The 14,252-nt window shown below is 63.7% G+C and carries 9 protein-coding genes; 2 read left to right on the forward strand and 7 right to left on the reverse strand.

Annotated features, from left to right (window positions below):
* Positions 1-132: 132 nt before the first annotated feature.
* The 7 genes from ACLEJW_RS20845 to ACLEJW_RS20875 all read right to left on the reverse strand — a co-directional run bounded on the left by ACLEJW_RS20845 (position 133) and on the right by ACLEJW_RS20875 (position 12,082).
* Entirely contained in the window at positions 133-3,306 is a 3,174-nt protein-coding gene (locus tag ACLEJW_RS20845) for a T6SS effector BTH_I2691 family protein (protein ID WP_440778176.1), read from the reverse strand.
* Complete coding sequence (locus ACLEJW_RS20850; protein WP_440778177.1) at positions 3,303-4,232, reverse strand: hypothetical protein; 930 nt, start codon at positions 4,230-4,232, stop codon at positions 3,303-3,305. The genes ACLEJW_RS20845 and ACLEJW_RS20850 overlap by 4 nt, the downstream gene beginning before the upstream one ends.
* Positions 4,229-6,310, reverse strand: a complete 2,082-nt coding sequence (locus ACLEJW_RS20855; protein WP_440778178.1) for a type VI secretion system Vgr family protein — start codon at positions 6,308-6,310, stop codon at positions 4,229-4,231. Before ACLEJW_RS20855 ends, ACLEJW_RS20850 begins: the two co-directional genes overlap by 4 nt.
* 103 nt (positions 6,311-6,413) lie before the next feature.
* The gene (gene alkB / locus ACLEJW_RS20860; protein ID WP_313646182.1) at positions 6,414-7,058 is read right to left on the reverse strand and encodes a DNA oxidative demethylase AlkB; all 645 of its coding nucleotides are present in this window, start codon (positions 7,056-7,058) and stop codon (positions 6,414-6,416) included.
* Between the two features lie 82 nt (positions 7,059-7,140).
* On the reverse strand, positions 7,141-7,716 hold the full coding sequence (gene mobA / locus ACLEJW_RS20865) for a molybdenum cofactor guanylyltransferase MobA (protein WP_313299755.1): 576 nt from the start codon (positions 7,714-7,716) through the stop codon (positions 7,141-7,143).
* Positions 7,717-7,778: 62 nt separating this feature from the next.
* Complete coding sequence (locus ACLEJW_RS20870; protein WP_440778179.1) at positions 7,779-10,901, reverse strand: multidrug efflux RND transporter permease subunit; 3,123 nt, start codon at positions 10,899-10,901, stop codon at positions 7,779-7,781.
* An 11-nt stretch (positions 10,902-10,912) separates the two neighbouring features.
* Complete coding sequence (locus ACLEJW_RS20875) at positions 10,913-12,082, reverse strand: efflux RND transporter periplasmic adaptor subunit (RefSeq protein ID WP_313299760.1); 1,170 nt, start codon at positions 12,080-12,082, stop codon at positions 10,913-10,915.
* A gap of 160 nt (positions 12,083-12,242) precedes the next feature.
* On the opposite strand from ACLEJW_RS20875, the gene ACLEJW_RS20880 reads away from it, so the two are divergent.
* Together ACLEJW_RS20880 and ACLEJW_RS20885 are read left to right on the forward strand one after the other, a co-directional pair.
* Entirely contained in the window at positions 12,243-12,944 is a 702-nt protein-coding gene (locus ACLEJW_RS20880; protein WP_145192376.1) for a response regulator transcription factor, read from the forward strand.
* Positions 12,945-12,950: 6 nt separating this feature from the next.
* Positions 12,951-14,252, forward strand: a complete 1,302-nt coding sequence (locus tag ACLEJW_RS20885) for an ATP-binding protein (RefSeq protein ID WP_145192379.1) — start codon at positions 12,951-12,953, stop codon at positions 14,250-14,252.

Consider the following 14,252-nt stretch of genomic DNA (forward strand, 5'->3'; position numbering starts at 1 on the left):
CTAGCTCAAGAACGATGTCATCAAAGTAATTTGGCGGCGGGTTGAGCCTCTTGATTCTCGGGGCTAGTGTGCAAGAGACTTGTGGTCCGGGTAGATCATACCTCCATCCACTTTCTCGATTAAGTCTTCCCATCAGCGTCTCTCCTCGATGATGATTTGCGCGAACGCATCGGGAAATAGTCGATTCGGCCAGTATTGAATCAGCAGCGATGCTGACTTAATTGCCTGTCGCGCCGGATCCGCTGTTAGCACTAACTCCCCTGTAAGTTTTTTAAAGCGCGTTCTGGTGTCAATGAGTTCAGTTTTGTCAGTGCTATCGTCAATTTTCATTGAGTGAATATGTCGGCTAGCTAGTTTTGGGGCTGCGAAATATGTGCTTGATGATGTGTCTGCAGCGCTATTCAAGAGAGAAGGAAGCCCGAAATCATTAATGATGACCCGTTCCAACGCTGGGTCGCGCGGGTGTGCATTCTGTTCCGATCGGGCTATCATCAGTATCCAACGGTAGCCGCCGGTAGAAGCCGTAAATTCAGGCAGTTTTATTTCAAATTTCAAGCTGGGTACGGTTTGCAAATCTATGGGTATACCGGCTTTTGTGGTAACTGGCTGGTTTATGAATTTATAATCAAACTGTATTCCGCCCATAATGCCTGTCGTTGCAGCATTTAATTCTGCGAAAGCAATGTCTGCGTGAGCTGGAGTGCTCCAGTGAATGGGAGGCGATTCGTCTGCTCTCCCGAAATAGCAACGTCGAATCCATCGCTCCAAGTGATTCGATTCTTGCTGGGCTGCTGTTTTGAACAGAAGGTAAGCGAATAATCCGATGATTAACGAAGGTATGATCATCGCGGCATTTGAAATTGCCAATACGGCGGTATAGGTGCTCACCGCCGCGACCGTGGCTGCGACGGCGTAGTCGGTCGTTGCCGTTCGATCACCTGCCTTGGCTGTTCTAATAGCGGCCGCGATGCCTTGCATGGCGTCGAAGACCCCCGCCGCTGCATTGACAGTGGCACCATACCTAGCGACAGTGCGCCCAAACGATTGCCCGGTAGGTATGTGGGTTCGGCGTGGTATGAGAAAGCCTGCGAACTCCAGCCCGCTACCGACAATCCCAAGCCCGGTTGCGTAAAGCGCCAACAAGGCCTCGCTGAACTTAGGCCCAATCTCTTCTTCCGCCTTCTTGAGATTCTTGCTGTGGCTATCCGCTAGTAAATACAGCCCTCCCACCGACAGTAGCAATTCCCACGACTTCCCCGTGCGCTCTAACCCCTCAAAACTCCCCTTAACCATCTGCGACACTTGCCCCGCGCTAATCTGCATCCGTTGCAGCGCCTGCCGCGCCTGCGGTTCCAGTGTCCCTGCCGCCACCTTGATCTCGACCAACGCCGCCTTCGCTGCCTCGTTGAACTGGCCGGCACTGTGCTTCAGTTCGCTGACCAAGCGCTCGCGCACTTCATGCCCCTTGCCCTCGACCCACACGGTGACCGAAATCATCTGGTGGGCGATCTTCGGGTCGAGCACGGCGAGGCTCAGCAGGCCGGTCTGGATGATCGGTTTAACCCGGCCCACCGGCTTGAAGATGCCGGCGCGCACGTCGTCCAGGTCGGGCATCACCTGTTCGCGCAGCTTGGCCAGTTTCACGCTGGCGCTGTTCTGCAGCTCGCGCAGGTGCGCGCTTTGCAAGGCGTAGTATTCGCCGAGCTTCATCTGCACCTGCAGCTCGATCAGGTGTACACCGTTGTAGATCAGCTGATTGACGCTGTTCAGGTGGCGCACGGCCTGATGCACGCCAGGCGCCAAATGCGTATGCAGACGCAGGCTGGCGCCATTGACCGCGCCTTGCAGGTCGGTGATCGCTTGTTTCAGCGCGCCTCGCAGGGCCGAGCCCAGGTCTTCGCTGGCGATCAGCTTGCTTGCGGCGCTGTAGAGCTTTTCGCTGTCGTTCCAGTCGAGCGCGCCGGAGGTGGAGAAGCTCGGCAGCAAGCCGGCCAGCAAGGCTTTATCGCGCAACAGCAGGGCGCGGTAGGGGGGGCTGTGCGGATCCTGCAGCCAGTTGCGCCACAGCGCGGCGCTGCTGCCAGGGCGTGGTGCATCAGGGGAGGGCGCTTCGGTGATGCCGCCCGCCAGGCATGCGGCCAGGGTCGTGCTGTAGGCAATGCCGGATTCGCGGTCGCGGCCGTCATAGTCGTAACGTTCGATCAGGTGAAAAGCAGCGCTTTCACACACCTGTGCGTAGTGGCTGGCATGCTCGTCGATGTGCGCCTGCAAGCGCGCTTCCTGGCGGTCGTAGTCTGCCTGAAAGGCCGCCCGGCGCGGTTCGTCGTAGCGCGCATCGAGCCGCTCATCCTGCTCGCGCTGCTTTATCTCGACCTGGCGTTGGCGCTCTGCGGCAGGGTTGGCAAAAATCGGTGGACCGTCGCCGGCCTGGGCCTCGAAGTTCGGCACCTGCTGCGCCGCCCACTGGCGCTGGGTGGCGCGGATGATCTGCAGGATCTGCGAGGTCTGCAACTGGTAGGCGCGCAGCGGATCGTCGCGCCAGGCCTGGCGCTGGACCACCCACTTCAGCCGCTGCTGGTTGTATTCCTGGGCCAGCCCGAGGCTGTCGTCGAGTACCAGCGCCAATACACCGTTGTGCAACTGGTGCTCGGCGATGGCGTTGGTCAGGTAGCCGCGCAAGGCGGCCTTGCGCAGAAAGCGGCTGTGAAAGCCGTGGGCGCTGTCGAACGGGCCGCTGAGCTGCTGGGCGTATTCGAACACCTGGCGGTCGACCTGCAGCTGCTCCGGGGTCATGGCCAGGCCAAGCAGCGCGGGGTTATCGCGCGCCTGGCTCAAGTCGATGCCCTCGAAGCGACTCGCCGGCGCCTGGCCGGACTTGTAGGCATTGAGCACACTCATCGGCCACGGGTCGCTGGCGAAGGCGATCCAGGCCGAGCCGTAGGTGACGGTGTCGAAGGTGAGAAACGCCGAGGGGATGTCGTGGTTCTCGTGCACGCAGGTTTCGGGTAACGGCGGTGGCGGTCCAAGTGGCGGAGCATAAGGATCGAAACGGCGCAGGTGACCGTGCTCGGTCACTTCGAAGGCCTGCCAGACGCGCTGGTCGAGCAGCACGTACAGGTAGCCGCTGCGCAAGGTGCGCAGGCCAAGGCGCGTTTGCGTGGTGGGGTCGCTGCCAAAACGCGTGTCGGGCACCAGCGCCCTGCGCAGCGGCAAGATCGGCAGGCCCTGGCGCTGACAGGCCTTGCAGCGGTGCAAGGGCAGGGAAGACTCGGCCACGGCGATGGCGATGCGTTCGGAGATGTTCATGGGCGGCCTGCGGACTGTGCCAGCAGCGCTAGCCACTGTCGCCAGCTGGCATCGGAAACCCGACTCAGCATGGGCGCGAGCGGGCCCTGTTGCTCAATCACCTGGTCGAGCATTGCGCGTATGGGTTTAAGGCCTTCAAGCTCCGGGTGCACGCATAGCCAATGCAAGACCAGCACCTCGATGTCCGCGCTGGTGCTCAGGCCGAGACTGCGTGCTCGGGTTACGCAGCGTGAAATGTGGGTAGCGGCCCCGGCAGGCAATTGCAGCGCCGGCCGATCACCGCGATCGCCTAGCAGAATGCGCCAGGCGATCAGAATGTTTTCGATCTGCGCCACGTCGTTGTGCAACACGCTTGGATTGGCCAGCGTCTGCAACTGATGTTGCGCCTGTGCCTGCCCCTGTATGACGGTCAAGTGCCCGGCGCTGTCAAGGAACAACCACTGCTCGATTGGCCACCAAGGACCTTGGTCGGGCTGCTCAAGCTGGGCGGCCAGCAGCTCGAGACGCAGCGGTTCGTAGATCGGACAGAACGTGCGCGGGCCCGCGCCGATTGGCAGCTGGCAGAGGTCGAGGATCTGAGCGGCGACCGTGTCCAACGGCGCTGCACTGAGCAGCCAGCCACAGATCAAGCGTCTGCGGCGTGACAAGTCGCGGTGCGCCACCTCGGCGGTAAGGCTCAGCAATGGCACAAACGCCGTTCGCGCCACCGAGGACAGGCATGCAAGCACTGGGCACAGCGTTGTACGCGGGTCCAGGTCTGGGCGCACCAGCGCGATCATCTGGTCGTTGCCGATCACCTGTTGCAGGTGCGCAAGTAGCGAGTGCTCGCTGTCCGTCGGCCGGGCCAGCAAGTCGATCAGCACATAGCAGTGCACGCCCGGCCTGAGATGGCTACTGATCCGCTCGGTCACACTGCAGCGGCTCATCGCTTGAGTTCCTGGCAGCCGGCGCTGCGCTCGGCCTGCAGATCCAGGCTCAGCGCGTTGCTTGATCCGCCGGCGCTCGCGCTGGTCGGCCCTTGCAGGGTCAGGGCCAGGCCATTGAGGGTGATGCCTTGCTGATCGAGCACCAGGCTGCCGCCAGGTGTCACCAGCTCGATTCGTTGACTGGCCTGCAGCCGGTACGTGCTGGTTTGCACGGTCACGCCACCGCCAATGGTGGCGGTCGCCTCGCCTTTGATCAGCACCTCGCTGCGCCCCCCGACCGTCAGCTGCTGGTTGGCACCGATGGACTGCAGTTGGTCTTTGCCGACCTGCACCAGGCAGTCTTGGCCGATCTCGAGTCGGCCGCTGCGCCCGACGCGATCGGCCCTATCGCGGCCAATCCGGCATTGCAGGTCGCGGCCAACTGTCAGATGATCGTCGCGGCTCACCTCATCCGCCCGGTTACGCCCGACCCAGGTGCTCTGGTCATGCTTGACCACGGTGTTCTGGTCCCGCTCGGCGTGCAGGTACAGCTCCTGCTTGCCCAGCTCATCCTCGAAGCGCAACTCGTTGAAGCCATCGCCTTTGTGGGTCTGGCTTTTGATGGTCATGCGGGTCTTGTGTTCAGGCAGGTCATAGGGCGGCAGTTGATTGCCGCAATAGGTGCGGCCGGTGATCATCGGTTGGTCCGGGTCGGCATTGACGTACTGGATGATCACCTCCTGGCCAATGCGCGGAATGGCCATCGAGCCCCAGCTACCGCCGGCCCAGCCTTGCGACACCCGCACCCAGCAGGAGCTGAACTCGTCGTCCTGGCTTTCTCGGTCCCAGGGAAAGCTGACCTTGACCCGGCCCCATGGGTCGCAGTAAATCTCTTCACCGGCAGGGCCAACCACCGTTGCCATGTGCGGCCCATCGATGCGCGGTTTGGCCAGCGGCGCCGGGCGCCATTCGATGCCGCGCGGAACCAAGGTGGCGCACTGCTGGTAATGGCTGCCGCGCTGGGCACCGCTCGCTTCCTCTTCGAGGCTGGTGAACTGGGTGCCTTGGTGGCATACGGCGGTGATGCGCCAATGGGCGTTCAGATCCTCGCGCGGATGGCCGATGAGGGTAAAGCTCAAGCCCGCTTGCAGGCGTATGTCGTCGCCTTCGACCTCAGCGATGCAGGCATCGTGACGCAAGGCATTGAGGCGGGTTTCGGTAAACGGCTTGCCGACGGCATCACGCTGGTAACGCCCGGGATAATCGAACCGTTCGTAGTCCGCAGATGGCTGCGCAGCGCCGCTGGCGCAGGCTTGATGCTCCTGGCGATAGGCAGGATTGGTGAAGGTGTAGTCACGCTGCACCTGCCGAACGCTGCGCACCTGTTGGCTGTAACGCAAGCGCCGCAGGCACGGCTCAGCTTGCTCGCCGCCGCTGCTCGCGCGGTACAGTACCTGATCAGGGCCAGCCTCCCGGGCATCTTCAAGCACCGCGTGGTCGTCGGCCGGCTTGATCAGGCCATGGCTGATAAGCCCGAAGGTCACCAGGCTATCGGTGATGATCAAGGCATGCTGTGTGGCACTGTGGGCGAAACGGTAGACGAAGCCTTCTTCGGCCAGCAATCGCGCAATGAAGGCAAGGTCGGTTTCGCCGGCCTGCACGCAGAACTCGCGTTGCGCGTGAGGGGCGGTGGCGATTATCTGCGCATCGGTGATGCCCTGACGTTCGAGCATCGCCTGAACGATCTGCGGGACAGCCTTGTGCTGAAAGATGCGCCAATTGGACCTGAGGCCGGCGCGTGCCAGTTGCGGCTCGACGAGGGCACGGTAGCGTGTGCGGCAGAAGCCGGTTTCACCCTGGCTGAAGCTGCTGACCAGGCCGTGCACGTAACGCAGCGGGCGTTGCCCTTGCCAGAGGGTGAACAGCGCCGGCTGGTCGAGCAGCCGGGTGAAGTCGACATCGTCCTGATGGCTGACGAGTTCAAGCTGCAACTGAAAAGGCTGGCTCAAGGCTTCATCGAAGGTGAACGACACCACTTCGAATTCGGTATCGGCTGCCAGTGCCTGAAAGCTGTAGCGCAGAGCGGGTTGAATGGACAATGGGCATCTCCCTGAAAAACCCGCTCGAACACTATCGAGGAATGGCTTCTCAGGGGAGGGTGGCGCTTCCCATAAGCCTGTAGGAGATGTCGACGGGAGCGGTTTAGCCGGCCTTGCGCAGGGTCAGGTTGATGCGCCGTTCGCCCAGACGCGGGTGCACACCGGGTTTGATCGGCAGAACGCCGTGAAAACGCAGTCGGTCTTCACCGCCCCACACCAGCACATCAGCATGGTTCAGAGCGATGCGTTGGGTACGCTCGGCGCGCTGCAGCCCGCCGAACAGGAAGACGGCCGGTAGGCCGAGGGAGATCGAGACGATCGGCTGAGCGAAATCTTTCTCGTCACGGTCCTGGTGCAGGCTCAGGCGAGTGCCGGGCAGGTAGTGGTTGATCAGGCAGGCGTCCGGTACGAATGCGTCGAACCCAGCTGTGCCGGCAGCGCGACCGGCGAGGTCGAGCAGCACCTCGGGCAGCGCCGGCCAGGGTTGGCCGCTCAGCGGATCGGTAGGGCTGTAGCGGTAGCCCCTGGCATCGCTGACCCAGCCTAATGTGCCGCAGTTGCTCAGGGCCACGGCCATGTTCAGCCCCCCCGGCGTCTGCATGTGCCGGAACGGCGCGGCGCGCAGCACCGGTCGCAAGGCGTCGAGCAATGGCTCGACCACGTCCAGGGCAAAGCCAGGCAGCAGCACGGTATGGCTGGCCAGGCGCTGCGGCTGTGGACCGAACAGATCGAGATCGGACTGGATCATGATTGAACGCTGGATGGCACGGGCATGGTGCATTGTAAGGCACATCGGCAATGCCCGCGACGCCGGGCGTCAGCCCCGTGGCTCACTCCTGCAAGCGCTCGGGGCTGTTGAAGTTGCTCAGGCGCAGGTCACCCTCGGCACATGCCAACCCCTGCAGCGGCTCGTGCAGCAGGGCTTTGTGCAAACTGCGTTCGCCGCTGGCCCAGGCCTGTTCAAGCAGGGGCAGCAGCCGGCGCGGCAGTACGCTGAACATGGGCTGCCAATAGCCACCCTGGCGCACCATGGCGGCGCTGGCTGCGGCCACGGCCTGCTGGCGCAGCGCTGCGATCAGGGCCTGATCGATCAACGGTGCGTCGCACCCCAGCACCACCAGCCAGTCATGCCTGGCTACCTTGAGCCCGGCGATGACCCCGGCCAGCGGGCCAGGGAACCCCGCCTCCGCATCGCCTACCAGTTGGTCGGCAAAACGGCCGTAAGCCTGCTGGTTGCGGTTGCAAGAGATCACCAGATCGTCGGTGAGCGGCCGCACCGTGCGGTGGATATGTGCGATCAGTGCCTCGCCGCGCCAGGGCAGCAGGCCTTTGTCGCGACCACCCATGCGCTGGCCGCGACCGCCGGCGAGGATCAGGATGGAGCAGGGGGGCAGGGTCTCGGTCATGTAAAAAAGGGTCCCGGGCAGGTAGGCCCGGAACCCTCTCATTCGACGCGCAGCTTGTCCAGTCAGGCTTGCTCAGGCGCTGCCCGCTCAGCCTTGGCTCGAGCACGGCCGGCCAGGCGCATGACCACGACGAAGAACACCGGCACGAACACCACCGCCAAGGTCGCGCTGAGCATGCCGCCGATCACCCCTGTACCGATCGCCTGTTGACTGGCCGAGCTGGCGCCGCTGGCAATGGCCAATGGCACCACCCCGAGGATGAACGCCAGCGAGGTCATGACGATCGGGCGGAGTCGCAAGCGCGCCGCCTGGACTGCAGCTTCGGCAGCATCCATGCCCTGATCGACCAGGCTCTTGGCGAACTCGATGATCAGGATCGCATTCTTCGCCGACAGGCCGATCAGGGTGATCAGTCCCACTTTGAAGAACACATCGTTAGGCATGCCGCGCAGCGTGACCGCCAAGACCGCACCCAACACCCCCAACGGCACCACCAGCAACACGGCGGTGGGGATCGACCAGCTTTCGTACAGCGCCGCCAGGCACAGGAACACCACCAGCAGCGATAGCGCCATCAGCAGCGGTGCCTGGCTGCCGGACAAGCGCTCCTGCAGGGACAGACCGGTCCACTCCAGGCCGGCGCCAGCGGGCAGCTGCGCAACCAGCCGCTCGATCTCGGCCATGGCTTGACCGGAACTGTAGCCGGCTGCCGGCTCGCCGGAAATCGACACCGCCGGGTAGCCGTTGTAGCGGGTCAGTTGCACAGGCCCACTGACCCACTTGGCCTGCACGAACGCTGCCAGTGGCACCATTTTGCCGCTGCTGTTGCGTACGTGGATCTTCAGCAGGTCCTCGACCTGGCTGCGCTGATCGCCCTCGGCCTGCACCACCACCCGCTGCATGCGCCCCTGGTTGGGGAAGTCGTTGACGTAACTGGAGCCGACCGCAGTGTTCAGCACCGAGCCTATGTCCGCGAAGGACACGCCCAGGGCATTGGCCTGGCGGCGGTCGACCTCCAGCTCCACCTGGGGGCTTTCGGCCAGCGCCGCTTCACGCACGTTCACCAGTATCTTGCTCTTGCCCGCGCCCTCCAACAGTTGATCGCGAGCGGCCATCAACGCTGCATGGCCCATCCCGCCGCGATCTTGCAGGCGGAACTCGAAGCCGGTCGATTCGCCCAGGCCATCGATCGGTGGCGGCAATACGGAGAACGCCACCGCGTCCTTGAGCTGGGAGAACGCCATGCTGGCGCGGTCGGCGATCGACTGGGCGCTGTCCTTGGCGCCGCGCTCGGACCAGTCCTTGAGCGTGGTGAAGGCCAGTGCCGCGTTCTGCCCGCTGCCCGAGAAACTGAAGCCGAGGATCACCGTGGTATTGCCCACGCCGACCTCGCCGCTGTTGTGCGCCTCGACCTGTGCGGCGACCTGCTCGGTGCGCATCCGGCTGGCCCCTGGCGGCAGTTGGATATCGGTAATGGTGTAGCCTTGGTCTTCGGTGGGCAGAAACGCCGTCGGCAGTTGGCTGAAGCCAAAGCCCAGCACGGCCAGCAACACGCCATACACCAGCAGATAACGGCCGCTGCGTCGCAGCGCCTGCATGACCCAGGACTGGTAACCGTCGCTCAGACGTTCGAAACGGCGGTTGAACCAGCCGAAGAAGCCCTTGCGCTGATGCTGCTCACCCTTGTCGATAGGCTTGAGCAGGGTCGCGCACAGCGCTGGCGTCAGGCTCAGGGCCAGGAACGCCGAGAACAGGATCGACACCGCCATCGACACCGAGAACTGCTGGTAGATGACGCCGACCGACCCCTGCATGAAGGCCATGGGCAGGAACACGGCTACCAGCACCAAGGTAATGCCGATGATCGCGCCGCTGATCTGGCCCATGGCCTTGCGCGTAGCCTGCTTGGGCGCCAGACCCTCCTCGGCCATGATCCGCTCGACGTTCTCCACCACCACGATGGCGTCATCGACCAGGATGCCGATCGCCAGCACCATGCCAAACAGGGTCAGCACATTGACCGAGAAACCCAGCGCCAGCATGACGGCAAACGTGCCCATCAGTGCCACAGGCACCACCAGGGTAGGGATCAGCGTGTAGCGCAGGTTCTGCAAGAACAGGAACATGACCGCGAAGACCAGCAGCATGGCCTCGAACAGGGTGCTGATGACCTGCTGGATCGACACCTTGACGAACGGCGAGGTGTCGTAGGGGATATCATACTTGACCCCTTCGGGGAAGTAGCGCGACAGCTCCTGCATTTTCGCCCGCACCAGGGTGGCGGTCTGCATGGCGTTGGCACCGGGGGCCAGCTGCACGCTGAACGCCGTGCTCGGTTTGCCGTTCAGGCGCGTGCCGTACTGATAGTCCTGGGCACCGACCTCGACCCGCGCGACATCGCCAACCGTGACGGTGGAGCCGTCCGGATTGGCCCGCAGGACAATGGCGGCGAACTCTTGCGGGGTGCTCAGCTGGCCCTTGACCACCACGTTGGCGGTGATTTCCTGGGTGTCACGCGCGGGCAGGTCGCCAATGCTGCCGGGAGCGACCTGGGCGTTCTGCGCCGCCACGGCCGCCGACACATCGTCCGGGGTGAGGTTGAGGCCAATCAGCCTGGCCGGGTCGATCCAGATCCGCATGGCCCGTTCCGAACCGTACAACTGGGCCTTGCCGACCCCCTTCAAGCGCCGGATCTCGTTCATCACGTTGCGCGCCAGCAGGTCGGACAACGCCGTTTCGTCGAGGCTGCCGTCCTCCGAGGTCAGGGTGCCAAGCAACAGGAAACCGGTCGATACCTTCTCGACCTGCAAACCCTGTTGGGTCACCTGGCGCGGCAAACGCGACTCCACCACCTTCAGGCGGTTCTGTACGTCGACCTGGGCGAGATCCGGCTGGGTGCCCGGCTCGAAGGTCGCGGTGATGGTGGCGCTGCCCAGGCTACTCTGCGACTGGAAATACAACAGGTTGTCGGCACCGTTGAGCTCCTGCTCGATCAGGCTCACCACGCTTTCGTCCATGGTCGCCGCCGAGGCGCCTGGGTATACGGCATAGATCTCGATCTGCGGCGGCGCCACGTTGGGGTATTGCGCCACCGGCAGCTGGGGAATGGCCAGGGCGCCGGCAAGCAGAATGAACAGCGCCACCACCCAGGCGAAGATCGGGCGCTCGATGAAGAACTGCGGCATGGATCAGGCCCTCATTGGCCGTTGTGCTGGACGATGGATGGGGTATCGGCGGCGATCTGAACCTGATCGCCGGCCTTGACGTGCTGCAGCCCCTCGACCACTACCCGCTCGCCGGCGCGCAAACCTTCGCTGACCACCCAGCGATCGCCCTGGGCGCTGCCCAGCACTACCTGGCGCTCGCTGATCCGCGCCTGGTCATCGACCACCAGCACCTTGGGTACGCCGGCACTGTCGCGCAGCACGGCCCGTTGCGGCACGCTCAGGCCATCGCGCTGCACCGCTTGTTGCAGGCGCACCCGCACGTAGCTGCCAGGCAGCAGGTCAAGCTGAGGGTTGGGAAACTCGCTGCGCAAGGTGATCTGGTTGGTGCTTGGGTCGACGCTGATATCGGAAAACAGCAACTTGCCTGGCAGCGGATAGACGCTGCCGTCGTCCTGGATCAGCGAAGCGCGCGCTTGGCCTTCATCGACCTGTTGCAATTCGCCTGCGCGCAGGGCACGGCGCAGGGCAGTGAGTTCACGGGTCGACTGGGTGACGTCGGCATGGATCGGGTCGAGCTGCTGGATGGTCGCAAGCGCCGTTGGCTCGTTCTGCCCGACCAGCGCACCTTCGGTAACCAGGGCGCGGCCGATGCGCCCGGCGATCGGCGCGGTGACCGTGGCATAGCCCAGGTTCAGGCGTGCACGCTCAAGGGTCGCCTTGGCTTCGGCCACGGCGGCATCGGCTTGCAGGAAGGCCGCACGGGCGTTGTCGTATTCCTGGCGGCTGACTGCCTTGTCGTCGACCAACTGGCGGTAGCGCTGCTCTTGCAGGCGCGCCTGATAGACGCTCGCCTGCGCCTTGGCTAGCACGGCGCGGGCGCTGTCGTAGTCGGCCTTGAACGGTGCCGGGTCGATCAGAAACAGCACGTCGCCCTGTTTCACATCGCTGCCTTCGCGGTAGACGCGCTTGAGCACCACGCCAGCGACCCGCGCGCGCACCTCGGCGGTACGCGGCGCAAGAATACGCCCGCTCAGCTCGGTGCTGATGGCCAGGGCCTGGGGTTGCAGGGTTTCGACCCGCACGTGTGGCGTGGGCGGTTGAGGTTGCTGGTCGGCGGCGTCGTCGCAGCCGGCCAGCGACAAGGCGAACAACGCCGCCAGCGCGACGCCGCGCAGGCGTGGGGGGAGGGTGGTAGGCATACGGATCTTCCGATAATGACCGGCCTATCCTAAGGCAAGCGTTCCCTGGATTGCTGTTAGCAGCTGTAGGACCTGTGTGAAAAAGTGTTAAGAACAGTCCTGCAGGTGAGTAGCTTTCTATACTCTGCACGGCCAATCCCCCACCTCTGTCTTGCCGCCTATGCCCAACATCCTCCTGGTCGAAGACGACAGCGCGCTGTCCGAGCTGATCGCCAGCTACCTGCAACGCAACGATTTCCAGGTGCGCGTCATCGCCCGCGGGGATCAGGTCCTGGACGCCTTCAGGCAGGAAACCCCCGACCTGGTGATCCTCGACCTGATGCTGCCGGGCATCGATGGGCTGCAACTGTGCCGGCTGCTGCGCCAGGCCTCGCTGAGCTTGCCGATCTTGATGCTGACCGCGCGTGACGACAGCCACGACCAGGTGCTGGGCCTGGAAATGGGGGCTGACGATTACGTGACCAAACCCTGTGAGCCGCGGGTGCTGCTGGCCCGTATTCGCACCCTGTTGCGCCGCAGCAGCGTCAACGAACCGCGCCTGGACAGCCACCAGATCCTCATCGGCGGCTTGCGCATCGATCTGGCCGAGCGCCTGGTCAGTTGGCGCGGAGAGGAGGTCGAGCTGTCCAGTGGCGAGTACAACCTGCTGGTGGTGCTGGCGCGCAATGCCGGTGAAGTCCTCAGCCGTGACCGAATCCTTCAGCAGCTGCGTGGCATCGAGTTCAACGGCACCGACCGCTCGGTGGACGTGGCCATCTCCAAGCTGCGGCGCAAGTTCGATGACAGCGCTGGTGAAGCGCGCAAGATCAAGACCGTGTGGGGCAAGGGCTATCTGTTCAGCCGTGTCGAGTGGGAGTGCTGAGCGAGCATGCTGAAGATCCTGATCCGCCTGTATCTGCTGATCATCGTCGCTTATGCTGGTGCGTTGCTGCTGATTCCGGATGCGATCGTCGGCTTGTTCCATGAGCGCTTCATGGCCTACAACCTGGATCAGACAAAGGGCGTTCAGTCACTGATCGTGCGCCAGTTCCGGCAGGTTCCGCGCGAACAGTGGCCAGCCGTGCAACACGAATTGGCCGAAGTATTCGCACCCTTGCAGGTCGATCTGCTGCGCATCGATCAAGCGGGGCTCAGCGCCCAGGAGAGGGCGCGCCTTGAACACGGTCAGTACGCCGTGCGCATCGCCGACTGGGGCTACTACGAGACGGTCCTGGCGCCGTTGGACGAGCAGTGGCTGGTGCGCTTGCATGCAGCGCCTGACCCGCTGGACATCAACGTGCTGTCCTGGGGTGTGACGGTGCTGATCGGCGCTGCGCTGCTGGGCTGCCTGCTGCTGTGGGTGTGGCCGCACTGGCGCGATCTGGAGCGCCTCAAAGAAACTGCCAGGCGTCTGGGTCAGGGCCAGATGGCCGAGCGCACGCATATCTCGCCGCACTCCAACATCGGCGAACTGGCCGGGGTGTTCGACACCATGGCCACTGACCTGGAGCGCCATGTCAACCAGCAGCGCGAGCTGCTCGATGCGGTCTCTCACGAGCTGCGCACACCGCTGACACGTCTGGATTTCGGTCTGGTGCTGCTGTTCGACGAGGTGCCTGCGAGCAGTCGCAAGCGTCTGCTGGAACTGGTCGGGCACGTGCGCGAGCTGGATGAGCTGGTGCTGGAACTGCTGTCCTACAGTCGCCTGTACAATGCCGATCAGGCCAGGGAGCGGGTCGAGGTGTCTTTGTTGGAGCTGGTCGACAGCGTGCTTGGCGGCTTTGCCGAGGAGCTCGAGGCCAAATCAATCGAATGGGAAGTGCAGGCCGAAGGCAACCTGCCGCGCTTCGTGCTCGACCCGCGACTGACGGCGCGAGCGGTGCAGAACCTGGTGCGTAACGCCATGCGCTACTGTGACCGCAGCTTGCTCCTGCGGCTACGCCTGGAAGCAGACGGCGCCTGCCTGTTGACGGTGGAAGACGACGGCATCGGCATTCCGCCTGAAGAACGTGAGCGCATTTTCCAACCCTTTTACCGCCTGGACCGCAGCCGTGATCGCAGTACCGGCGGCTTTGGACTGGGGCTGGCGATCAGTCGTCGGGCGATCGAAGGGCAGGGCGGAACCCTGAGCGTGGCGCAGTCGGCCCTGGGCGGCGCGCAGTTTCGGATTCGCCTGCCCCGTGGTGGTTGA

It is taken from the genome of Pseudomonas sp. SMSB3, from assembly GCF_052041965.1.
Classification (GTDB): Bacteria; Pseudomonadota; Gammaproteobacteria; order Pseudomonadales; family Pseudomonadaceae; genus Aquipseudomonas.

Bases quoted from the DNA above. Each gene is read 5' to 3' on its own strand.
- ACLEJW_RS20845 (WP_440778176.1), bottom strand. From the start codon at position 3,306: ATGAACATCTCCGAACGCATCGCCATCGCCGTGGCCGAGTCTTCCCTG.
- ACLEJW_RS20850 (WP_440778177.1), bottom strand. From the start codon at position 4,232: ATGAGCCGCTGCAGTGTGACCGAGCGGATCAGTAGCCATCTCAGGCCG.
- alkB (WP_313646182.1), bottom strand. From the start codon at position 7,058: ATGATCCAGTCCGATCTCGATCTGTTCGGTCCACAGCCGCAGCGCCTG.
- mobA (WP_313299755.1), bottom strand. From the start codon at position 7,716: ATGACCGAGACCCTGCCCCCCTGCTCCATCCTGATCCTCGCCGGCGGT.
- ACLEJW_RS20870 (WP_440778179.1), bottom strand. From the start codon at position 10,901: ATGCCGCAGTTCTTCATCGAGCGCCCGATCTTCGCCTGGGTGGTGGCG.
- ACLEJW_RS20875 (WP_313299760.1), bottom strand. From the start codon at position 12,082: ATGCCTACCACCCTCCCCCCACGCCTGCGCGGCGTCGCGCTGGCGGCG.
- ACLEJW_RS20880 (WP_145192376.1), top strand. From the start codon at position 12,243: ATGCCCAACATCCTCCTGGTCGAAGACGACAGCGCGCTGTCCGAGCTG.
- ACLEJW_RS20885 (WP_145192379.1), top strand. From the start codon at position 12,951: ATGCTGAAGATCCTGATCCGCCTGTATCTGCTGATCATCGTCGCTTAT.